This is a genomic window from Massilia aurea (assembly GCF_040790145.1).
Classification (GTDB): Bacteria; Pseudomonadota; Gammaproteobacteria; order Burkholderiales; family Burkholderiaceae_D; genus Telluria; species Telluria aurea_C.
Genome location: NZ_JBFMMP010000002.1, coordinates 430,892 through 452,342 on the forward strand (window position 1 = coordinate 430,892; position 21,451 = coordinate 452,342).

At 65.7% G+C, this 21,451-nt stretch carries 18 protein-coding genes; 13 read left to right on the forward strand and 5 right to left on the reverse strand.

The genetic code is table 11. The annotated features are described in order from the left end of the window. Position 1 precedes the first annotated feature (1 nt). Positions 2–5,344: a hybrid sensor histidine kinase/response regulator gene (locus AB2N08_RS06495; protein WP_367609813.1), complete on the forward strand. Its 5,343-nt coding sequence runs from the start codon at positions 2–4 to the stop codon at positions 5,342–5,344. A 155-nt stretch (positions 5,345–5,499) separates the two neighbouring features. On the opposite strand, the gene AB2N08_RS06500 is transcribed toward AB2N08_RS06495, so the two are convergent. Next, positions 5,500–6,975 carry a cryptochrome/photolyase family protein gene (locus AB2N08_RS06500; RefSeq protein ID WP_367609814.1) on the reverse strand — a complete coding sequence of 492 codons (1,476 nt, stop codon included), beginning with the start codon at positions 6,973–6,975 and terminating at the stop codon, positions 5,500–5,502. A gap of 194 nt (positions 6,976–7,169) precedes the next feature. On the opposite strand from AB2N08_RS06500, the gene AB2N08_RS06505 reads away from it, so the two are divergent. Genes AB2N08_RS06505 through AB2N08_RS06530 form a run of 6 tightly spaced genes read left to right on the forward strand, consistent with a single transcriptional unit; the run spans position 7,170 to position 11,810 of the window. Next, positions 7,170–7,826, forward strand: a complete 657-nt coding sequence (locus AB2N08_RS06505; RefSeq protein ID WP_367609815.1) for a YqgE/AlgH family protein — start codon at positions 7,170–7,172, stop codon at positions 7,824–7,826. Between the two features lie 26 nt (positions 7,827–7,852). Continuing rightward, on the forward strand, positions 7,853–8,239 hold the full coding sequence (ruvX, locus tag AB2N08_RS06510) for a Holliday junction resolvase RuvX (protein ID WP_367609816.1): 387 nt from the start codon (positions 7,853–7,855) through the stop codon (positions 8,237–8,239). Positions 8,240–8,243: 4 nt separating this feature from the next. Continuing rightward, positions 8,244–8,774 (forward strand): bifunctional pyr operon transcriptional regulator/uracil phosphoribosyltransferase PyrR, encoded by a 531-nt coding sequence (gene pyrR / locus AB2N08_RS06515; protein ID WP_367609817.1) that lies wholly within the window; start codon positions 8,244–8,246, stop codon positions 8,772–8,774. After that, on the forward strand, positions 8,755–9,729 hold the full coding sequence (locus AB2N08_RS06520) for an aspartate carbamoyltransferase catalytic subunit (RefSeq protein WP_367609818.1): 975 nt from the start codon (positions 8,755–8,757) through the stop codon (positions 9,727–9,729). The genes pyrR and AB2N08_RS06520 overlap by 20 nt, the downstream gene beginning before the upstream one ends. Further along, complete coding sequence (locus AB2N08_RS06525) at positions 9,726–11,012, forward strand: dihydroorotase (RefSeq protein ID WP_367609819.1); 1,287 nt, start codon at positions 9,726–9,728, stop codon at positions 11,010–11,012. The genes AB2N08_RS06520 and AB2N08_RS06525 overlap by 4 nt, the downstream gene beginning before the upstream one ends. A 54-nt stretch (positions 11,013–11,066) precedes the next feature. Beyond that, positions 11,067–11,810 carry a lysophospholipid acyltransferase family protein gene (locus tag AB2N08_RS06530; RefSeq protein WP_367609820.1) on the forward strand — a complete coding sequence of 248 codons (744 nt, stop codon included), beginning with the start codon at positions 11,067–11,069 and terminating at the stop codon, positions 11,808–11,810. A 39-nt stretch (positions 11,811–11,849) separates the two neighbouring features. Here the strand turns inward: AB2N08_RS06530 and AB2N08_RS06535 are convergent, their stop codons facing one another. Continuing rightward, positions 11,850–12,698, reverse strand: coding sequence for a symmetrical bis(5'-nucleosyl)-tetraphosphatase (locus tag AB2N08_RS06535; protein WP_367609821.1), 849 nt, complete (start codon positions 12,696–12,698; stop codon positions 11,850–11,852). Between the two features lie 265 nt (positions 12,699–12,963). Here AB2N08_RS06535 and AB2N08_RS06540 point away from each other — a divergent pair, with 265 nt between their 5' ends. From AB2N08_RS06540 to AB2N08_RS06565, 6 genes are all read left to right on the forward strand, one after another. Continuing rightward, positions 12,964–14,058: an MraY family glycosyltransferase gene (locus AB2N08_RS06540; protein WP_367609822.1), complete on the forward strand. Its 1,095-nt coding sequence runs from the start codon at positions 12,964–12,966 to the stop codon at positions 14,056–14,058. A gap of 102 nt (positions 14,059–14,160) precedes the next feature. Then, the gene (locus tag AB2N08_RS06545) at positions 14,161–14,472 is read left to right on the forward strand and encodes an H-NS histone family protein (protein WP_367609861.1); all 312 of its coding nucleotides are present in this window, start codon (positions 14,161–14,163) and stop codon (positions 14,470–14,472) included. A gap of 246 nt (positions 14,473–14,718) precedes the next feature. Beyond that, positions 14,719–16,101, forward strand: coding sequence for a phosphomannomutase/phosphoglucomutase (locus tag AB2N08_RS06550; RefSeq protein ID WP_367609823.1), 1,383 nt, complete (start codon positions 14,719–14,721; stop codon positions 16,099–16,101). 10 nt (positions 16,102–16,111) lie between these two features. Continuing rightward, positions 16,112–17,092, forward strand: coding sequence for a lipopolysaccharide heptosyltransferase I (gene waaC / locus AB2N08_RS06555; protein ID WP_367609824.1), 981 nt, complete (start codon positions 16,112–16,114; stop codon positions 17,090–17,092). Position 17,093: 1 nt separating this feature from the next. After that, entirely contained in the window at positions 17,094–18,374 is a 1,281-nt protein-coding gene (gene waaA / locus AB2N08_RS06560) for a lipid IV(A) 3-deoxy-D-manno-octulosonic acid transferase (protein WP_367609825.1), read from the forward strand. 50 nt (positions 18,375–18,424) lie between these two features. Beyond that, the gene (locus AB2N08_RS06565) at positions 18,425–18,931 is read left to right on the forward strand and encodes a YcxB family protein (protein ID WP_367609826.1); all 507 of its coding nucleotides are present in this window, start codon (positions 18,425–18,427) and stop codon (positions 18,929–18,931) included. Between the two features lie 189 nt (positions 18,932–19,120). Here the strand turns inward: AB2N08_RS06565 and AB2N08_RS06570 are convergent, their stop codons facing one another. Genes AB2N08_RS06570 through gmhB form a run of 3 tightly spaced genes read right to left on the reverse strand, consistent with a single transcriptional unit; the run spans position 19,121 to position 21,429 of the window. Further along, complete coding sequence (locus AB2N08_RS06570; RefSeq protein ID WP_367609862.1) at positions 19,121–20,023, reverse strand: M48 family metallopeptidase; 903 nt, start codon at positions 20,021–20,023, stop codon at positions 19,121–19,123. Positions 20,024–20,067: 44 nt separating this feature from the next. After that, a complete protein-coding gene (locus AB2N08_RS06575; protein ID WP_367609827.1) occupies positions 20,068–20,808 on the reverse strand; it encodes a lysophospholipid acyltransferase family protein in 741 nt (246 codons plus the stop codon). 51 nt (positions 20,809–20,859) lie between these two features. After that, positions 20,860–21,429: a D-glycero-beta-D-manno-heptose 1,7-bisphosphate 7-phosphatase gene (gene gmhB, locus AB2N08_RS06580; protein WP_367609828.1), complete on the reverse strand. Its 570-nt coding sequence runs from the start codon at positions 21,427–21,429 to the stop codon at positions 20,860–20,862. Positions 21,430–21,451 lie beyond the last annotated feature (22 nt).

The following is a 21,451-nucleotide window of genomic DNA, read 5'->3' on the forward strand; positions in this document are numbered from 1 at the left end:
AATGACGACCTTGAACCGCTCCAGCAGTTTTGATACCGGCCCGCTGTCCTGGGTCATTGGCGAAATCCGCGATGCCCTCACGCGCGCCGCCACGTCCCTGCGCGATGCCGCGGGCCGCTCGCCCGAGGCGCAGCCGACGTTGCTGCTGCATGCGAAATCGCATCTGCACCAGGCGCATGGCGCCTTGCAGATGGTCGATGTCGAAGGCGTTGGCGTATTCACCGGCGCCGCCGAAGCGGTGCTCGACCGCTTCAAGGACGGGCAACTTCCCTGCACGCTCGAGAGCGTGCAGGTGGTGCTCGATGCCTTCGGGGCGTTGGGCGAATACCTCGACGAACTGCTGGCCGGTGCGCCGCAACAGCCGGCCCGCCTGTTCCCGTATTACCGCGACATGGTCGAACGCCAGGGTGAGCTCAAGGTCCATCCGGCCGACCTGCTGCCGCTTGATGTGCCGCGCGAGCTGTCGGCGCTGCCCGCGCTGGCTCCCGCCGCCGTCGGCGAGGTCGATATCGCCACCTGCCGCACACAGTTCGAAAAAGCACTGCTGCCGTACCTGAAGGCCGAAGACGATGCCGCGCGTCGCGCGCAGGCAGAAGACATGGTCGCCGCGATCGCCCCGATCGCCGGCGCGCAGGAAGCCCCGCGCGCGCGCCTGTTCTGGCAGGCGATGCACGCGTTTGCCACCGTGGTCGCCGACGGCCAGGTCGCCACCGACCTGTATATCAAGCAGCTCTTCGGCCAGATCAACCTGCAGTTGCGGCGCCTGGCCAAGGGCCAGCAGGATTCGCCCGAGGCGATGCTGCGCGACGCGCTGTTCTTCGTGGCCGCTGCGCGCACGCCGGGCCTTGAAGCGCGCACGCTGCGCCAGGCCCTGGGCCTGGACGGCGCGGTGCCGCACGACTACGCCGAACGCCGCTACGGCAAACTCGATCCGCAAGCCCTGAAGGAAGCGCGCGAAGCACTGGCGCGCACCAAGTCGGACTGGGATCTGATCGCCGGCGACGGCAAGCCTGACGCCGCCGTCGAAAACGACTTCAACGACGCCCTGGCGCGCCTGGCCGGCGCCAGCGAAAAGCTGGGCGCGCCCGCGCTGGCGCAGCTGCTGCGTGAACTGGGCCGCGCGGCCGGCGACTCGGTGCAATCGGGCCGCGACGACCAGTTCGGCCTCGAGATGGCTGCAGCCATGCTGTTCGTCGAGAACAGCCTGGACCAGCTGCGCCAGCTGCCCGACGATTTTTCGCAGAACGCCGAAGCCGTCGGCGCGCGCCTGCTGGCGCTGGCCGCCGGCGAGACGCCGCCCGACGCGCCGCACTGGCAGGGCGAACTGGCGCGCCAGATCCAGCAGGGCCAGACCGTGGCCGTACTGGCGGGCGAAGTCAAGGCTGGCCTGCGTCAGATCGAAAAGCTGCTCGACGATTACTACGACGACCCGTCGAAACGCCAGGTGCTGGAACAGGCCGGGCCGGTGCTGCATAGCCTGCAGGGCGCGTTCGCGATCCTCGACCAGGAGCAGGCCGTGCTGACCCTGCACCATGTCGAAGGCGCGGTGCGCCTGCTGGCCGACAGCGGTCTCGATGTCACGGCGCAGCATGCGTCGCTGCACAACATCGCCCAGAACATCGGCGCGCTCGGCTTCTTTGCCGATCTGCTGGCGCAAGACAGCGCGCTGGCGCGCGGTCGCTTCACGTTCGACCTTGACAAGCAGCTGCTGCGCGAACTGCCGTTCGAGTTCGTCGAGGCGCCGCAGCCCGCTGTGGCCAGCGACGTCGATGCGCCGGCCGCGCCGGTCGTTGTCGACGCTGCGCAGAACGACGCACAAGACGACGCACAGAACGACATCGATGCCGAACTGCTCGAGATCTTCATCGCCGAAGCGCAGGAAGTGCTCGCCTTCGTGGTCGAGACGCTCCCGCGCGCGGCCGACGAGCCGGGCAACCAGGAAACCCTGACAGGGCTGCGCCGCGCCTTCCACACGCTCAAGGGCAGCAGCCGCATGGTGGGCCTGGACGAGTTCGGCGCGACCGCCGCCAGCATCGAGCGGGTGATGAATGTCTGGCTGGCCGATGGCCGCGCTGCCACCGCCGACATGCTGGCGCTGCTCGCGCACGCCTATGCCGAACTCGATGCCTGGGTGACCGAACTGGCCGCCGGGCAGGTGTCGCGGCGCGATGGCGCGGCGCTGATCGAGGTTGCCGCGCGGGTGCAGGACGGTGGTGCATTCGAGCCGTTGACCGACGCTGCGCCGGCACCGGCCGCCGAACCCGATGTCGATGCGCAGTTGGATGCGCAGTTGGATGATATCCCCGTGCTCGACTTGCAGATCACGCCAGCGGGCGCTGACGCCGTGCGGCGCGTGGGCGACCTGGCCATCGGCCAGGCGCTGCACGACGTGTACCTGCTTGAAACCGAATCGCTGTGCGCCACGCTGGAAACCGCATTCGCGCAGCTGCGCAGCGATCCGGCGCAGGGCGCTTCGCCCGATGCGATCACTGCGGCGCACACGCTGGCCGGCACTTCGGCCACGGTCGGCTACACCGACCTGTGCGAACTGGCGCACGCGCTCGAGATGACGCTCGAGAATCTTGCCGTTCCGGGAGCACTGATCGACGAGGACGGGCTGGACCTGTTCGACGCGACGCTGTCGCGCATGCGCACGATGCTGCAAGTGTTCACGCTGGGCGAACTGGCGCCGGCGCAGCTGGACCTGATCGAACAGCTGGCCGCGCTGCGCGCGCGCCTGGACGCGTCGCCGTTCGACAAGCTTGAACCGGCGCTGGCGACGCAACTCGATGCGCTGTTCGCCGAAGCCTATGACCAGTTGCTGGCCGACCCGCCACCGTTCGCGGCGCCTGCTGCGCGCGACGTCGGACCCAAAGCCCCGGCCGCGCCGGACGATATCGACGACATCTTTGCGTCGATGGGCGACGATCCGTTCGCCGCGCCAGCGCTGGAGCAGGCCACCCCGCCGCCGCAAGCCGCCGACTTCGTGGCGGTGACGCCGGATGAAGCGGTGCTGTCCAAACCGGAATCCGAGCCGGAGCCAGAGCCGGAAATCGAACCGGAATTCGAACCGGAACCCGAGGATCAACCGGCGCCCGAATCCGACGACCTGCTCGAGCCGGAACTGGTCGGCGTCAATGCGTATGTCGACGAGATCGACGCCGACCTGCTGCCGGTGTTCCTGGAAGAAGCGACCGACCTGTTGCCGCGCATCGGCCACGACCTGCGCAAATGGCAGCAAGAGCCGTCCAACGGCGCCGTCGCGCAGCGCATGCAGCGCGACCTGCATACGGTCAAGGGCAGCGCGCGCATGGCCGGCGCAATGCGCCTTGGCCAGCACGCGCACGAACTGGAAACGCAGATCGAGAACATGGTCCACGCCGGCACCTCGACGCTGCTGGCGACCGCATTCGACGAATTGCTGGCCAATTATGACGGCGCGATGCTGTTGTTCGAGCAGTTGCAGCAGCCGGCGACAGCGCAAGCGGATGCGTCTGCGACCGCGACTGCCACCGCGCCAGCGCTGGCGCCGACCGAGCCGGCGCGCGCGCCGCTGGTGCGCGTGCGCGCCGACATCCTCGACCGCGTGGTGAACCAGGCCGGTGAAGTGTCGATCACGCGCTCGCGTCTCGAAAATCAGATCGGCGTGCTCAAGTCGTCGCTGGGCGACTTCTCGGACAACGTGGGCCGCCTGCGGCGCCAGTTGCGCGAGATCGAGATGCAGGCTGAATCGCAGATCGCCTCGCGCCTGTCGATCGCCGGCGAGCGCGAATTCGATCCGCTCGAATTCGACCGCTTCACGCGCTTGCAGGAACTCACGCGCATGCTCGCCGAGAGCGTCGACGACGTCGCTTCGTTCCAGGAAAGCCTGGCGCGCACGGTCGATTCGGCCAACGAAGAACTGTCGTCCCAGGCGCGCATGACGCGTGACCTGCAACGCGACCTGATGCGCGTGCGGATGGTGCCGTTTGCCAGCTTGTCCGAACGTCTGTTCCGCGTCGCGCGCCAGACGGCGAAAGAAACCGACAAGCGCGTGAACCTGGACATCCGGGGCGGCGCGGTGGAGATCGACCGCGGCGTGCTGGAGCAGATGGCCGCCCCGTTCGAGCACTTGCTGCGCAACGCGATCGTGCACGGCATCGAGCCGCGCGCGGCGCGCCAGGGCGCAGGCAAAGCCGAGACGGGCGAGCTGCTGGTGCAGGTCAGCCAGCACGGCAACGAAGTGTTGATCAACTTCAGCGACGACGGCGCGGGCCTGGACCTCGAGCGCATCCGCGCCAAGGCGCTGGCAGGTGGCCTGATCGCCGAGGGCGACGATGCGCCCGACGAACAAGTCACCGACCTGATTTTCGAACCGGGCTTTTCGACGGCGGACACGCTGACCGAATTGGCCGGCCGGGGCGTGGGCATGGACGTGGTGCGTTCCGAAGCCCAGGCGCTGGGCGGCCGCGTCGCCGTGGTCTCCGAAACGGGGCAGGGCGCGCGCTTTACCATCACGCTGCCGCTCACGCTGGCCGTGGCGCAGGTGGTGCTGGTGGTGGCCGGTGGCCGCACGCACGCAGTGCCGTCGACGCTGGTCGATGCGGTGCAGCAGGTGCGCGAAGCCGACCTGGCAGTCGCGATCGAGGACGGCAGCATCGCACTGGCCGGCCACGAGCTGGCGCTGTATGGCTTGCCGGGCCTGCTGGGTGACGAAGAAGAAGCCCGAACCACGACGCAGCGCTCGACGCCGGTGCTGGTGCTCAATGGCGGCAGCCGCCGCATCGCGCTGCGCGTGGACGAGGTGCTGGGCAACCGCGAGGTGGTGGTCAAGAACATCGGCCGTCAAATGGCGCGCATGCCGGGCATCGATGGCGCCACTGTCCTGGGCTCGGGCGAGATCGTCCTGATCCTCGATCCGCTGGCGCTGGCCCAGCAGCCGCAGGGCGAAGCGCGCACGAAGCAGGCGGCGGCAGCGCCGCAGGCGCGACGTCCCACGGTGATGGTGGTCGACGATTCGCTGACGGTGCGACGCGTGACGCAGCGCCTGCTCGAGCGCGAAGGTTATCGCGTGGTGCTGGCCAAGGACGGGATCGAAGCACTGGAGTTGATCGGGGAGGGCGCACCGGACCTGATGCTGGTCGATATCGAGATGCCGCGCATGGACGGTTTCGACCTGACGCGCAATGTGCGTGGCAACGAGGCGACGCGCGCGATCCCGATCATCATGATCACGTCGCGCACGGCCGACAAGCACCGCAACGTGGCGCTGGGGCTGGGCGTGAATGCCTACTTCGGCAAGCCGTATCAGGAGACGGTGCTGCTGGCCGCGATCGAAGGGTTGCTGGGGCGCGAGGCGGCGTAGCTGGTGGGTGCGGTGCCTTTACTTGGATTCCCGCCTCCGCGGGAATGACGTGCACAGGCAGCGGGTGCAAACCTGCGGCGCCACGCAACCAGCTAGCTGTAGAACCGTCGTTCCCGCGGAGGCGGGAACCCAAGTTTGCCCGCACACCCACCACGTCAATCCTCGGCCTCCTCCACGTCGGCCACCACCTTCTTCACCACCGCAAACCGCGCCAACGTGCGCTGTCTCGCCGTGTCGTGCTCCACGACCGGCGCCGGATAATCCCGTCCCAGCACCACGCCACGCGCCGCCAGCACGTCATCCTTGACCAGCCATGGCGCGTGGATCTGCTTGCCGTCGAGCTGCGCCAGTTGCGGCAGGTAGCGCCGGATGAATTCACCGCGAGCGTCGAAGCGTGTCGATTGCGTCACCGGATTGAAGATCCGGAACCACGGCTGCGCATCGCACCCGGTCGACGCCGCCCACTGCCAGCCGCCGTTGTTCGACGCCAGATCGTAATCATTGAGCTTGAGCGCGAAATAACGCTCGCCGCGGCGCCAGTCGATGCCGAGGTCCTTGGTCAGAAAACTCGCCGTGACCATGCGCAGCCGGTTGTGCATGAAGCCCGTCTGGTTCAGTTGCAGCATGGCCGCATCGACCAGCGGAAAGCCCGTGCGGCCGTCGCACCAGGCCGCGAACAGCGCGTCGGCGTCGTCCCCGGTATCCCACTCGATCACGTCGAACGCCGGCTTGAACGAGCGCAGGGTGACGTGCGGGTTCTGCGACAGCACCATCGCATAGAAGTCGCGCCAGATGAGTTCGGACAGCCACACCGCCGCGCCGGTCCCGCCCGCGCCCGACTGCACCATCTGCTGCGCCGTGCGCACCAGGTGGCGGATCGACGTGGTGCCAAAGCGCAGGTGCGCCGACAGCCTGGACGTGCCTTCCTCGGCCGGGAAGTCGCGCGCGCGGCCGTAGTCGGCCATCTCGCTCACGAATGCTTCGAACAGTTCTTCGGCCCCATCCATTCCGGGTGGCAGCGGCGCCTCGCCCGACGTGAAGCCGATGTCGTCAAGGCTCGGCAGCGCAGGCGCTGCGCCGGTGGGCCTGGCGAACGTGTGGGCAAAGGCATCGACCGGGTACGTCGCCAGCGTTTCAGGATGGGCCGCCAGGCGCTTGAGCCAGGCGTTCTTGTATGGCGTAAAGACCGAGAACACGCCGCCGGCGAGCGTGAGCACTTCCTGCTTTTCAAAAATGACCTGGTCCTTGTAGCCGTGGAAGGCACAGTCGCGTTCGGCCAGGCGCGCGGCCACCTCGTCATCGCGCGCGATGGCCGACGGTTCATAGTCGCTGTTGGCATGCACGGCATCGATGTCGAGTTCTTCCACGAGAGCAACGACTTCATCGCGGGCGCTCCCGTGGCGCACGATCAGGTAGCCTCCAAGACGACGCAGTTCGGCGTCCAGCTGGGCCAGGCTGGCATGGATGAAACGCAGACGCCGGTCATCTTGTGGCAACCCATTCAGGATGTCGGTGTCGTACACAAACACGCAATACACCTGTTGCGATGAACGCAAGGCGTGGTGCAGGGCGGCGTGGTCGAACGCACGCAGATCGCGGCGAAACCAGACTAAAGACTTGCTTAAATTCATCATCGTGTTCGAGGTCAAGGCGGGTGCAGATTCTACCGCCCATGATCGAAACCTGTGGCGCTCGCGGAGCGCTCAGGATGGCCTGCGGGGCAAATGGGTGTAAACTGTCGAAAAGCGTAAGGTTGTTCTGCAGATATTTGGCAGCCGTTCAACAGAAGTAATAACGCGAGAGTGCGCCTTTTGAGAGCAATCGTATGAAAAAAAGCAAAGTTGGCAAAACTCTTCCAATGCCGGGCCTGTCCCATGAGCAGGCTGATGCCCTGGCGGTGCCGGGGCCTGCCGCGTCCGGCCTGAACCTGGCGAACCACTTCCTGATTGCCATGCCGTCGATCCAGGATCCCGTCTTCGGCGGCACCGTCGTCTATGTCTGCGAGCACAACGACAAAGGCGTGCTTGGCGTGGTCATCAACAAGCCGACCGACATGACGATGGAAACCCTGTTCGACCGCGTCGACCTCAAGCTGGCCGAAGGCTTGCGCGCCACCGTCGTCGACGAACCGATCATGTTCGGCGGCCCCGTGCAAGACGACCGCGGCTTCGTGCTGCATTCGCCTGGCGGGCGCTACTCGTCGTCGCTCACGGTCACCGACGACGTCTCGTTTACCACCTCCATCGACGTGCTCGAAGCCGTCGCCAATGGCGGCGGGCCGGCGCGCATGCTGGTGTCCATCGGCTATGCGGGCTGGAGCCCGGGCCAGCTCGAAGAAGAAATCTCGCGCAACGGCTGGCTGACGGTGGGCGCCGACGCGCGCGTGCTGTTCGACCTGCCGATCGAAGAGCGTTACCACGCCGCCATCAAGCTGCTGGGCATCGACCCGTTCATGCTCGCCACCGAAGCCGGCCATGCGTAAGGCGTTCCAGTGCAAGAATCGCGTGCATGGTTGATATCGTCCTGGGCTTCGACTTCGGCATCAAGCGCATCGGCATTGCCATGGGCAACACCCTGACTGGGCAGGCCCAGCCCCTGCGTGTCGTCAGCGCGATCGACAACGCCACCCGCTTCAAGATCATTGGCGACCTGATCGCGCAGTGGCAGCCGGCGCGCCTGGTCGTCGGCGAACCGCGCCATCCCGATGGCGCCGAGCACGACATGACATTGCGCAGCCGCCGCTTCGCCAACCAACTGCACGGCCGCTTCAACCTGCCCGTCGAACTCGTCGATGAACGCTATTCGTCGGCCGTGATCGCATCAAAGCGCGGCGACGTCATCGACGACAAGGCGGCCGCCATTATTTTGCAACAGTATTTTGACGCCTCACGCTAACCCTATGTCCACCAACAAACACGCATTCGATGCCGAAGCGCTTTATCGCGAGCTGCTCGCCCAGGTCCGCGCGGGCCTGGACGGCGTTCTCGATCCGGCCATCGTCGGCATCCATTCCGGCGGCGCCTGGCTGGCCGAGCGCCTCGCGCGCGACCTCGACCTGACGCACCGCCTCGGTTCCATCGACGTCTCGTTCTACCGCGACGATTATGCGCGCAAGGGCCTGCACCCCGACGTGAAGCCGACCCACATCCGCTTCGCGGTCGACGGCGCCACCGTGGTGCTGGTCGACGACGTGCTGCAGACCGGGCGCACCACGCGCGCCGCGATCAACGTGCTGTTCGACTACGGCCGTCCGGCCTGCATCCGCCTGGCCGCGCTGGCCGACCGGGGCGGGCGCGAGCTGCCGGTGGCCGCCGATTTCGTCGGCGCCCACGCCTCGCTCGAAGCCAACGAGTCGCTGTGCCTGCAGCGCGATGAAACAGGCCAACTTTCGCTTACCATCGAACAAGACAATGCCGATCCTGCACAATAATCCGCAACTGAATAAAAACGGCGAGCTGCAGCACCTGCTCACCATCGAGGGTCTCAAGAAGGCGCACATCGACCACATCCTCGATACCGCATCGAGCTTCGTGGGCATCTCGGACCGCGAGGTCAAGAAGGTCCCGCTCATGCGCGGCAAGAGCGTGTTCAATCTGTTCTTCGAGAACTCGACGCGTACCCGCACCACGTTCGAGATCGCGTCCAAGCGCCTGTCGGCCGACGTCATCAACCTGAACATCCAGGCCTCATCGACCACCAAGGGCGAATCGCTGCTCGACACGATCGACAACCTGGCCGCGATGCACGCCGATATGTTCGTGGTGCGCCACGCGCAATCGGGCGCGCCGTACATGATCGCGCAGCACCTGAACCGCACGCGCTCCGACGTCCACGTCGTCAACGCCGGCGACGGGCGCCATGCGCACCCGACCCAGGGCCTGCTCGACATGTACACGATCCGGCACTACAAGAAAGACTTCACGAACCTGCGCGTGGCCATCGTCGGCGACATCCTGCACAGCCGCGTGGCCCGTTCGGACATCCACGCACTGACCACGCTGGGCGTGCCCGAAGTGCGCGCCATCGGCCCGCACACCCTGCTGCCGGGCGGCCTGGATCAGATGGGCGTGCGCACCTTCACCAATATGGATGAAGGGTTGAAGGACGTCGACGTCATCATCATGCTGCGCCTGCAGAACGAGCGCATGAGCGGCGCGCTGCTGCCGTCGGCGCAAGAATACTTCAAGAGCTACGGCCTGACGCCCGAGCGTCTCGCGCTGGCGAAACCCGACGCGATCGTGATGCACCCGGGCCCGATGAACCGCGGCGTCGAGATCGATTCGGCGGTTGCCGATGGCAGCCAGGCGGTGATCCTGCCGCAGGTGACGTTCGGGATCGCGGTACGGATGGCAGTCATGAGCATTTTGGCAGGAACCCACGCATGAAACTCCATATCAAGAACGGGCGCGTGATCGACCCGGCGAACGGCATCGACGCCGTGCAAGACCTGTTTATCGTCGACGGCAAGATCGCCGCCGTCGGCAGCGCACCGCAAGACTTCACGGCCGATCGCAGTATCGACGCGAGCGGCCTCGTGGTCGCCCCCGGCCTGGTCGATTTGTCGGCGCGCCTGCGCGAGCCGGGCTACGAATACAAGGCCACGCTCGAATCCGAGCTGCAAGCTGCGATGCAGGGCGGCGTCACCTCGCTGGTGTGCCCACCCGACACCGATCCGGTGCTCGACGAACCGGGCCTGGTCGAGATGCTCAAGCACCGCGCGCGCATGCTCGATCAAGCCAATGTGCACCCGCTGGGCGCACTGACCGTGGGCCTGAAAGGCCAGGCCCTGACCGAGATGGCCGAACTGACCGAAGCCGGCTGCATCGGCTTCGCGCAGGCCGAGGAACCGATCCTCGACACCACCGTGCTGCTGCGCGCGATGCAGTACGCGAAAACGTTCGAGTACACCGTGTGGCTGCGCCCGCAGGACGCCCACATCGGCCGCGGCGGCGTGGCCCATGCCGGCCCGCTGGCTTCGCGCCTTGGCTTGTCGGGCGTCTCGGTGATGTCCGAGACCATCGCGCTGCACACGATTTTCGAACTGATGCGCGCCACCGGCGCGCGCGTGCACCTGTGCCGCATTTCGTCCGCCGCTGGCCTGGACCTGATTCGCGCGGCGAAGAAGGAAGGCCTGAACGTGACGGTCGACGTGGGCGTGCACCACTTGCACATGACGGATGCCGACATCGGCTTCTTCGACTCGAACGCGCGCCTGACGCCACCACTGCGCTCGCAGCGCGACCGCGACGCGATCCGCGCCGCGCTCACCGACGGCACGGTCGATGCGATCTGCTCCGACCACACGCCGGTCGACGACGACGAAAAGCTGCTGCCGTTCGGCGAAGCCTCGCCCGGCGCCACCGGGCTCGAGCTGCTGCTGGCGCTTACGCTCAAGTGGGCGCAAGACCAGCACACCGATGCCGATGCGGCGCTGGCGCTGGCCATCGGCAAGATCACCTGCAACGCGGCGCGCATCGCCGGCCTGCCGGCGGGAACGCTCAGCGTGGGCGCGGCGGCCGACGTGGTGCTGTTCGACCCGGCCGCGCGCTGGATGGTCGATGGCCGTGCGCTGGCCAGCCAGGGCAAGCACACGCCGTTCCTCGGCTACGAACTGGCCGGCCAGGTGCGCGCGACCGTCGTGCGCGGCCGCGTGGCGTACCAGCGTTAATGCAACCCGGCGCGGGCTTCGCGTGAAGCCCGCGCCTTCACGGCTTCCACCATTTTGAATATCCCGCTTGCCTGGCGCCTCGCGCGCATTACCGCCCATCTGTGCGAAGGATTGGCGACCTGCGCGCTGGTGTTTCCGTTTGCGTCTTCGCCACGGCGCGCGCGCATCACGCGCCGCTGGTCGAGCCAGCTGCTGCGCCTGTGCCGCGTGAACGTCGCGCGCGACGGCGGCGTGGCCCCGCTCGCGCATGCGCTGGTGGTGGCCAATCACGTGTCGTGGCTCGACATCTTCGTCATCAACTCACTGACCCCAAGCCGTTTCGTGGCCAAGGCCGAAATCCGGGAATGGCCCGTGATGGGGCGCCTGGCCGCCGGCGCCGGCACCGTGTTCATCGCGCGCGGCAACCGGCGCGAATTGCGCCACGTGTTCAAGGGACTGGTCGACGTGCTGCAGCAGGGCGAGCGCGTGGCGCTGTTCCCGGAAGGCACGACCGGCCTGCAAGGCCAGGTGCTGCCGTTTCACGCCAACCTGTTCGAGGCGGCGATCGATGCCGGCGTGCCGGTCCAGCCATATGCGCTGGCCTATGTCGGCGCCGACGGCGCGCACCACCCGTCGATCGAGTACATCGGCGAGACCACCTTTGTCGACAGCCTGTTCAGGATTTTGCAGGGGCCGCCTGTGATGGCGCGCCTGACCTGCCTGGCGCCGCTCGAGAGCGTCGGTGCGCACCGGCGCGAACTGGCGCAGGCGTCGCAGGAGGCGGTGGCGGGGGCGGTGGCAGAGGCGGTAGCCCGGTAATGTAAACGATGTCTCGGGGCTATTGGGGAAAGCCGGCCCTTACCCCTTCTTGCCGCCGTGCTCCCGGTACTCGGGACAATCCACCTGAATCAGCGTGCGGTCATCCAGGCACACGGCCGTCAGCTTCCCGCCCCAGACGCAGCCGCTGTCCAGGCCGATCAGGTTGGGCCGCTGCACCACGCCCAGCGCCGACCAGTGGCCGAATACCACCGTCACGTCCTGCGTCCTGCGCGCCGGCAGGTCGAACCATGGCAGCAGGTCGCTGCCGGTCGGGCCGGTGTCGGTTTCCTTGTGCTTGAAGTCCATCGCCCCATCCGGCGCGCACAGGCGCATGCGCGTGAGCGCATTGACGATGCAGCGCAGGCGCTCGATGCCCGTCAGGCGCTCGTCCCAGCGGTCGGGCTGGTTGCCGTACATCTCGGAGAGAAAAGCGAGCCAGTCGTCGCCCTGCAGCGCGCGTTCGACTTCGCCGGCCAGCGCCATCGTCTGCGCCGCATCCCATTGCGGCGCCACGCCGGCGTGCACCAGCAGGTGATTGTCGACGAACATCGCCAGCGGCCGCGCGCGCAGCCAGGCGATCAGTGCATCGCGGTCGGGCGCATTCAGGATCTCGTCGAGTGTATCGGAGCGGCTCAGGCGCTGGGCGCCGCCCGCCACCGCGATCAGGTGCAGGTCGTGGTTGCCGAGCAGGGCGTCGACCCGCCCGCCGCTCGATTCGTTCAGTGCCTTCATGCGCCGCAGCGCCATGAGCGACTCGGGGCCGCGGTTGATCAGGTCACCCACGAACAGGATGCGCGCGTCGTCGCCCGCCACGAGGGCAATGCGGTCAAGCAGCAGCTGCGCTTCATGCGCGCAGCCTTGAAGGTCGCCAATGGCGTAAGTGGTCATATTCTTGTTCTGGCAAGACCTCGCGGCCTGGCGTTGTAAAGGGCGGTGCGGGTGATGCTTTGGCGGATACTAAATGATTTTGCGCGCGAGAGGTGTTTTTGCGTCGCCGCGCACACCGATGAAAAGATAAATACGGGTGCCCGGCAGGCCGGTACAGTCCGGTACAATGAAGCCGGCTTTCCCTTGATGAATAGAGTGCCGTGGCTGCTTCCATTCCCGTCTTTTGCGGAGGGCTGCACAAGAATAGCACCGAAAGAAAACAATAATGTTCTCGTTTTTTGTCAGTTTCCTTTCCTGCGCATTGCTTACGCTGCTGGTCATCAAGACCGCGCGAAAACATGGCATGGGACTCGATGGTGATTTTACCGGCGTACAAAAAAACCATACGCATGCGGTCGCGCGCATCGGCGGCATTCCAATCTTTCTGGCGGTGGTGGTGGCGTCCGGTTTATCGATCTTGCGCCAGCCGCAAATGGCATCGTGGCTGGCAACCTTGATTGCCTGCGCCACGATTGCTTTGTCCGGCGGCATTGCCGAAGACTATACGGGAAAGGTCTCGCCGAGCCGGCGCCTGTTTCTGACGATGCTGGCGGCAGGCTTTGGCTATTGGTTGCTCGACGCGCGTGTCGGTCGACTCGATCTGCCGTGGACCGTGGTGCCGCTGGAATCGATCTGGATCGTGCTGCCATTGACGTTGCTTGCCGTGGCCGGTATTGCCAACGCCATCAATATCATCGACGGCTTCAATGGTCTGGCCGGCGTGATCAGTATCTTCATGCTGCTGTCGCTCTCGTATGTGGCCTTGCAGGTGGGCGATATGTTCGTGCTGGTGGCGGCATTGATCGTCGCCGGCGCCACGGCCGGCTTCCTGATCTGGAATTATCCGGTGGGCCTGATTTTCCTTGGCGATGGCGGGGCGTATTTCCTCGGCTTCCTGCTGGGCGAACTGGCCCTGTTGCTGGTGATGCGAAATCCATCCGTGTCGACCTGGTACGCGGCGCTATTGCTGATTTACCCAGCCTTTGAAACCATATTCTCCGCGTACCGCCGCATGTTTGTCCGTGGTAAATCGCCAACACTGCCCGACGGTATTCATCTGCACAGTTTGATTTTCCGGCGCATCGTGCAATGGACGGTGGGCCCGCGCGAAGCGCGTGCACTGATGAAACGCAATGCGCGCACCTCGCCTTATTTATGGCTGTTTTCATTGCTGGCCGTGATACCGGCAACCGTGTTCTGGGAAAGCACGGGCGCATTGATGGTGTTCTGTCTGTTGTTCATAATCAGTTACCTGTGGTTGTATGGGCGCATTGTCCGATTCAAGTCGCCACGCTGGCTTTTTTTAAGCAAGAAAGACTAATCAGGTATTAATGATGTAGTATATTGCGACATTTGGTGAGTATTCACTGATAGCCAGCAATTGCTGAATCTGCATTCAATTTTTAACGAACGAGGAACGATGATGGATCTGTCGAATATGTCGGTAGGCGATTTGCGCAACCTGCAAGAACAAATCAAGCAGGAAATGAAAACGCGTGAAACCCAGGAAGTGCAGAAAGCACGTGAACAAATCCTGGCAATCGCGCAAAGCGTTGGCGTGTCGCTGAAAGACCTGATGGCAACCACCGGCCGTGGTTCGAAAGGCGCGACTGTCGCCGTGCGTTACCGTCACCCGCAAGATTCCAGCCAACAGTGGACCGGCCGTGGCCGTCAACCAAAGTGGGTCAAGGAATGGGTCGAAGGCGGCAAGTCCATCGACGACCTGCGCGTTTAAGCAGTATCTATCGCTCCGCCACGCGGAGCATGCGCCGCGCGCTTGCATGAGCGCCGGCGCCAGTGGCTCGCCGCTACTGAAAACCGGGGTACGCATTCGCCGTCCCCATTAGTCCTCATACCCTTGTTCTTCAATTATTGCTCCCCCCGCGCCTGCCTGTCCCTGCGCGCGCCATTCCCACGCCTGTCACGCTTGCCGTTACAATAGCCACTACTTATCAATCCTCCAATATTCCAGGGAATAAAAATGGTTGCTCTCTCCAAAACGATTTTCAAGGCCTATGATATTCGCGGCATTATCGACAAGACCCTGGACGCCGGCATTGCGCGGCACATCGGTCGTGCATTCGGCGCTGCCGCGCTGGCCAAGGGAGAGAGCAAGGTCGTCATCGGCCGCGATGGCCGCCTGTCCGGCCCTGAACTGACCGCCGCATTGGGCGAAGGCCTGCGCGACGCCGGTGTCGACGTGATCGACCTGGGCATGGTCGCCACGCCGATGGTCTACTTCGGCACCAACGTGCTCGATACGCGTTCGGGCATCATGGTCACCGGCAGCCACAACCCGCCCGACTACAACGGCTTCAAGATGGTCCTCGCGGGCGAGGCTATTTATGGCGACGCCATCACCGGCCTGCACGACAGCATCGCAGCCTACGATGGCGCCATCGCCGCGCAGCGCGGCGGCTACAGCACCCACGATATCCGCGCCGCCTACCTCGAGCGCATCATTGGCGACGTCAAGCTGGCGCGCCCGATCAAGATCGCGGTCGACTGCGGCAACGGCGTGGCCGGCGCGTTCGCCGGCGACCTGTATCGCGGCATGGGCGCCGAGGTGGTCGAGCTGTTCTGCGAAGTCGACGGCACCTTCCCGAATCACCATCCCGACCCGGCGCACCCGGAAAACCTGCAAGACCTGATCCGCGCGCTGCAAGAGACCGACGCCGAAATCGGCCTGGCCTTCGATGGCGACGGCGACCGCCTCGGCATCGTCACCAAGGATGGCCAGATCATCTTCCCGGATCGTCAGATGATGCTGTTCGCGGCCGACGTGCTGTCGCGCGTGCCGGGCGGCGAGATCCTGTACGACGTCAAGTGCACGCGCCACCTGGCGCCGTACATCGAGCAGCATGGCGGCAAGCCGCTGATGTGGAAGACTGGCCACTCGCTGGTCAAGGCCAAGCTCAAGGAAACCGGTGCACCGCTGGGCGGCGAGATGAGCGGCCATATCTTCTTCAAGGAGCGCTGGTACGGCTTCGACGACGGCATGTACGCCGGCGCGCGCATGCTCGAGATCCTGACCAAGCAGCAGGACCCGTCCGCGCTGCTCAATAGCCTGCCGATGGCCAGCAGCACGCCCGAACTGCACCTGCACCTGCAAGAAGGCGAGAACTTCACGATCATCGACCACCTGCGCGCCAACGCCACCTTCCCGACGTCGGAAAAGATCAACGATATCGACGGCCTGCGCGTCGAGTACGCCGACGGCTTCGGCCTGGCCCGTTCGTCGAACACGACGCCAGTGGTGGTGCTGCGCTTCGAAGGCGAATCGCCGGAAGCGCTGGCGCGCATCCAGGCCGAGTTCAAGACCGTGATCCTGGCCGCCAAGCCCGACGCCGATCTGCCGTTCTGAGGACTATCGCTTGAAGATTCTACTGGTGCGCGTGTCGTCGCTGGGCGACGTGCTGCATAACCTGCCGATGGTGGCCGACCTGCTGCGCGCGCATCCGGGCGCCACGATCGACTGGGTGGTGGAAGAGGGCTATGTGAGCCTCGTGCGCCTCAATCCGCACGTGCGCAAGATCATGCCGTGGGCGCTGCGCCGCTGGCGCAAGAGCCTGGGCAAGAAAGAAACGCGGGCCGAGATCCGCGCGTTCTTTCGCACGCTGCGCGAAGAAGAATACGACTACGTGTTCGACACCCAGGGCCTGCTCAAGACCGGCATCATCATGGGCGCCGCGCGCGTGCGCAAGGGCGGCAAGAAGGTCGGCCTGGCCAATGGCAGCGAAGGCTCGGGCTATGAAGGCATCTCGCGCATCTTCCATACCGACAGCATTCCACTGAACCCGCGCACGCACGCCGTGGCGCGCGGGCGCATGGTGGCCGGCGCGGCGCTCGATTACAGCGTCGACTCGGCGCCAGAATTCGGCCTGCCGGCGCCGAGTGCGGACAGTCGGCCCGCGTTCCTGCCGCTCGAGGACTACGCGGTGTTCTTTCACGGCACTGCACGCGCGGCGAAGAAGTGGCCGGATGCAAGCTGGATCGCACTGGGCGCGGCGCTCGCGCCGATGCCGGTGCTGCTGCCGTGGGGCTCGAAGGCCGAGCACGAGGATGCACATGCACTGGCCGCCGCGATGCCCAACGCCCGCGTGCTGCCGAAGCTGTCGATGATGGATGCGGTGCTGCTGGCGCAGCATGCGCGCCTGGCGGTCGGCGTCGACACGGGCCTGACCCATATCGCCGCCGCCTTCGTGCGGCCGACGATCGAGATTTATTGCGACTCGCCGAAGTGGAAGACCGAGGGCAACTGGTCGGATCGCATCGTCAACCTGGGCGACCTGGGCGCGCCGCCCCCGAGCGACGACGTCATCGCCGCGGCGCGGCGTTTGCTGGCGTCGGCGTGACATGAACCGCACGCTGTACTCCACGCTCTGGTGGCTGGCCATGCCGGCCGTGCTGGGCCGGCTGTGGTGGCGCGGTCGCAAGGAACCGGGCTATCGCAAGCACTGGGACGAACGCCTGGCCCTCGGCGGGCCTGTGGCTGGCGAGCGGCCCACGATCATGGTGCACGCCGTGTCAGTCGGCGAAACCCGCGCCAGCGAGCCGCTGGTCGATGCGCTCTTGCTGGCGTGGCCCGACAGCCGCATCCTGCTTACCCACATGACGCCCACCGGCCGCGCCACCGGGCGCGACCTGTTCGCGCACCACGGCGAACGCGTCGTGCAGGCGTACCTGCCGTACGACACCGGCGCCATGACGGCGCGCTTCCTGCGCCGCCATCGGCCGCGCGTGTGCATCCTGATGGAGACCGAGGTCTGGCCAAACCTGATCCACGCCTGCATGCGGCAGGGCGTGCCGATCGTGCTGGCCAACGCGCGCCTGTCGGAACGCTCGCTCAAACGGGGCCGCAAGGCCGGGGCCGTGATGGCCGAGGCTGCGCGCTCGTTCACACTGGTCGCGGCGCAGACCGATGCCGATGCACAGCGTATCGCGTCGCTGGGCGCGCCGAACGTGGTCGTCACCGGCAGCGTCAAGTTCGACATCGTGCCGCCGCCGCCGGCGCTCGAGAAGGGCGCCTGGCTGCGCGCGCGCATCGATGGCGCGGCGCGCCGGCCGGTGTTCCTGTGCGCGAGCACGCGCGAAGGCGAAGAGGCACTGATCCTCGATGCATGGCAGCGCGCCGACAAACCGGCAGGCGCTTTGCTGCTGCTGGTGCCGCGCCATCCGCAGCGCTTCGACGAAGTCGCGCAGCTGGTCCAGGCGCGCGGCATGCGGCTTGCGCGCCGCTCGCAGCTCGATGAGAATGCCGGCGCCATCGACGCCGACGTGCTGCTGGGCGACTCGATGGGCGAGATGTTCGCCTATTACGCGGCCTGCGACTGCGCCTATATCGGCGGCAGCCTGCTGCCGCTGGGCGGCCAGAACCTGATCGAAGCCTGCGCACTGGGCAAGCCGGTGCTGGTGGGCGAACACACCTTCAACTTCCTGGACGCGACGTGTGACGCGGTCGCTGACGGCGCCGCAGTGCGCGTGCGTGACGCCGACGCGCTGGTCGCGGAGGCGGCGCGCCTGCTGCGCGACGACGCGGCCCGCGCGGTAATGGGCGCAAAGGCGCTGGCATTCGCCGGGCGGCACCGCGGCGCGACCCTGCGCACTGTTGAACTCGTGCAACGGCTATTTGGGTAGGTTTTGTTACCATTCCCATCTGCACGCTACAAAACTAAAGGGGATGCGCCATGTTGTCATTGAATCGCGCGACACCAGGCAGTGATGGAAAGCCAGTCTCTCTTCTGGTCCAGGAAGAGGCGCCAGCAATACCGCAGACGGCAAACGTGCTGCCGCTCGATGCACTGCATTTTTTCGTGCGCTATTCGCTGGGCGAATACGTCAGCTTCATGTGGCAGCACGGAGGCTTCCTGATCCGCCGCCGGCGCGTGCGCTGGCCCGCCAGCTTCCTCTTGCGCCTGCGCAGCACGCTGAGCGCAGGCCTGAACTTCGTGCTGCTCGGGCGCGGGCGCCGCACCTATGAATTCACCATCGACGAACACGGCATCGTGCGCACCAGTGGCGGCGTGACGCTGATCGAATGGGATGACGTGGCCGCCGTGCGCACTTACTCGCGCGGCTTCATGATGGTACTGAAACGCGGCACGCTGCCGATCCCGTTTCGCTGCCTGTCGCAGCAGCAGACCGCCACCATGCGCGATCTGGCGGCGGCGCGGCATGCATTGAGTTTGCGGTAGGCTGTTTGCCGACCTGCGCAACTTGCATCACCGCCGCACGCAAGACCGTCGTTCCCGCGGAGGCGGGAACCCAAGTCTTCAGCGCACCGATTACGTTTGATTTTGCAGGCACGCTGGCAAACTTGGGTTCCCGCCTTCGCGGGAACGACGGTTTTTAGGCCATGGGCTGACCGCCACGCCGACGTTCAACTACTCCTCGAACAACACCGGCATCTGGTGCGACTGCTTGCGCAGCGCCAGGCGTGCGCCGTCGTAGTCCGGGTACACCTCGGCCACCGTCGCCCAGAACGCCGGGCTGTGGTTCATCTCGCGCAGGTGCGCCAGCTCGTGCGCCACGACGTAGTCGATCAGCGCCAGCGGATAGTGAATCAGGCGCCAGTTCAGGCGAATGCTGCCGCCCACCGTGCACGAACCCCAGCGCGAACCGGCCGACGACAGCGTGCAGGCACTGTAGCGCACGCCAAGCAGCGGCGCGTAATGATCCAGGCGCTCGACGAACAAGCGCTTGGCCTCGGCCTGGAACCACAACTTTACCCGTTCCTTGAGCTGCCACTCGGCCAGCCCCGCGACGACGCCGATCGCCAGTTCGCGCGTGGCTTCGTCAAAATGGCAGTGGCTGCGCGTGGCCGGTTCGAGCCGCAAGGTGATGTCGCCACCGATGAACGGCAGCACGGCGCCATCGACCCACACGACCGGGGCGCGCTGCTGGCGCAGCTCGCGCCGCTCGCCGCGTTCGAGCAGCTTGGTGACGATCCAGCGGCTCTTGGCGCGCAGGGCGTTTTCAATGTCTTCTTGTGTCACGCGGCGCGGGGCGGTCACGCGCAGGCCGTCGTCGTCGATCATGAAGCCGATCGAGCGGCGCGAGGAGCGGCGCAGCGCATAGTCGACGTAGTGCTGGCCGAGGGCGATGCGTTTGAGGGGAGGGTCTTGCGGGCCGACGGGCGGCGAGGGAAGCTTGATGCGGGGCGGCGCCGGCGGCGCCTTGAACAGCGGCTGGGATGGCGGCGCCGGCCTGTCGGAAGGCTTGAGCGCCGCGAAGAATTCTTGCGCAAACAGCTCGAGCTGGTCGCCGTCGATCTTCGACGACGCCATCGTCTGCTGCGGGCGCGAATTCCTGATCTGGGTGCTAACGTCGCTCAACCACCTTTGTAGGCGTGGGGCGAAATGACGCGCATTTCCGATTCTATCCAATTTTCTACCTCTTGCATCAAGCTGTCAGGGGTATGGCCTTGCGGCGATATCGGTTTGCCGACCGAGACCGTGATCGTTCCGGGCCGTTTGATGAACGAATTCTTGGGCCAGCACTCGCCTGAATTATGCGCGATCGGCACCACGACTGCCTGGGTTTCCACGGCCAGGCGCGCGCCGCCGCTTTTGTACTTGCCCTTCCGGCCGACGGGAATGCGGGTACCTTCAGGGAACATGATAATCCACTGGCCGTCGGCCAGGCGGCGTTTACCGTGACGCACCACGTGCGAGAACGCGTTCTTGCCCTGCTTGCGGTCGATCGGGATCATGCGCAGCAAACCCATGGCCCAGCCGAAGAACGGGATGTACAGGATTTCCTTCTTGAAGACGTAGACCAGGGGCCGCGTGAGGTTCGGCAGCAGGAAGATGGTTTCCCACGCCGACTGGTGCTTCGAGAGCACGATGGCCGGCGCGTCGGGCAGGTTGTCGTAGCCTTTGAATTCGTAGCGGATGCCGCAGATGACGCGCGCGCACCAGATGATGAAGACGTTCCAGCGCGAGGTGAACCAGAAGCGCTGGTTGTACGGCAGCGGCGCCGCGAGAAAGCACAGTGAAGCCCAGATGACCGTCGCGATGGCCATGATGACCGTGAACAGCAGGGAACGCAGGAACAGACTGAAATTACGCAAAGGGGCTCCGGACAAAACGATCTGGTTGTTCTTATCGTGGTGGTGTATTGATTATGACGCCTGGGCGCTGCCAGCACCAGAGGCGCCGGGCTTGAGCAGGGCGCTGACCATCGCGGCCAGGTCCGCGTACACCTTCGTGCCAGGCGGCAGGCCGCCGGTGAGCTGCGTGCGCTCACCCTTGCCGGTCAGGACCAGGTAGGGCGTGCAGCCGCGGTTGAAGCCCGCCTGCAGGTCGCGCAGCGAGTCGCCCACGGTCGGCACGCCCTTCAGGTTGATCTTGAAGCGCTTGGCGATTTCTTCGAACATGCCCGACTTGGGCTTGCGGCAGTCGCAGGCATCGAGCGCCGCGTGCGGGCAAAAGAAGATGGCGTCGATGTCGGCGCCCACCAGCTGCGCCGCCGCGTGCATCTTGCTGTGGATGGCGTTGAGCGTGGCGATGTCGAACAGGCCGCGCGCGATGCCCGACTGGTTCGTCGCCAGCACGACCCGATACCCCGCCTGGTTCAGACGGGCGATCGCCTCGAGCGAGCCGGGAATCGGGATCCACTCGGCCGGCGACTTGATGAAGTCGGGCGAGTCGTGGTTGATCACGCCGTCCCGGTCGAGAATGATGAGTTTCATCGGGGTCACTTGCATGCGGGTC

Coding starts and splice junctions, on each gene's coding strand:
- pyrR (WP_367609817.1), top strand. CDS start 8,244: ATGTCCACCAACAAACACGCATTCGATGCCGAAGCGCTTTATCGCGAG.
- AB2N08_RS06505 (WP_367609815.1), top strand. CDS start 7,170: ATGAAAAAAAGCAAAGTTGGCAAAACTCTTCCAATGCCGGGCCTGTCC.
- AB2N08_RS06520 (WP_367609818.1), top strand. CDS start 8,755: ATGCCGATCCTGCACAATAATCCGCAACTGAATAAAAACGGCGAGCTG.
- AB2N08_RS06500 (WP_367609814.1), bottom strand. CDS start 6,975: ATGAATTTAAGCAAGTCTTTAGTCTGGTTTCGCCGCGATCTGCGTGCG.
- AB2N08_RS06540 (WP_367609822.1), top strand. CDS start 12,964: ATGTTCTCGTTTTTTGTCAGTTTCCTTTCCTGCGCATTGCTTACGCTG.
- AB2N08_RS06565 (WP_367609826.1), top strand. CDS start 18,425: ATGTTGTCATTGAATCGCGCGACACCAGGCAGTGATGGAAAGCCAGTC.
- AB2N08_RS06550 (WP_367609823.1), top strand. CDS start 14,719: ATGGTTGCTCTCTCCAAAACGATTTTCAAGGCCTATGATATTCGCGGC.
- waaA (WP_367609825.1), top strand. CDS start 17,094: ATGAACCGCACGCTGTACTCCACGCTCTGGTGGCTGGCCATGCCGGCC.
- AB2N08_RS06545 (WP_367609861.1), top strand. CDS start 14,161: ATGGATCTGTCGAATATGTCGGTAGGCGATTTGCGCAACCTGCAAGAA.
- ruvX (WP_367609816.1), top strand. CDS start 7,853: ATGGTTGATATCGTCCTGGGCTTCGACTTCGGCATCAAGCGCATCGGC.
- AB2N08_RS06495 (WP_367609813.1), top strand. CDS start 2: ATGACGACCTTGAACCGCTCCAGCAGTTTTGATACCGGCCCGCTGTCC.
- AB2N08_RS06535 (WP_367609821.1), bottom strand. CDS start 12,698: ATGACCACTTACGCCATTGGCGACCTTCAAGGCTGCGCGCATGAAGCG.
- AB2N08_RS06525 (WP_367609819.1), top strand. CDS start 9,726: ATGAAACTCCATATCAAGAACGGGCGCGTGATCGACCCGGCGAACGGC.
- gmhB (WP_367609828.1), bottom strand. CDS start 21,429: ATGAAACTCATCATTCTCGACCGGGACGGCGTGATCAACCACGACTCG.
- AB2N08_RS06570 (WP_367609862.1), bottom strand. CDS start 20,023: ATGGCGTCGTCGAAGATCGACGGCGACCAGCTCGAGCTGTTTGCGCAA.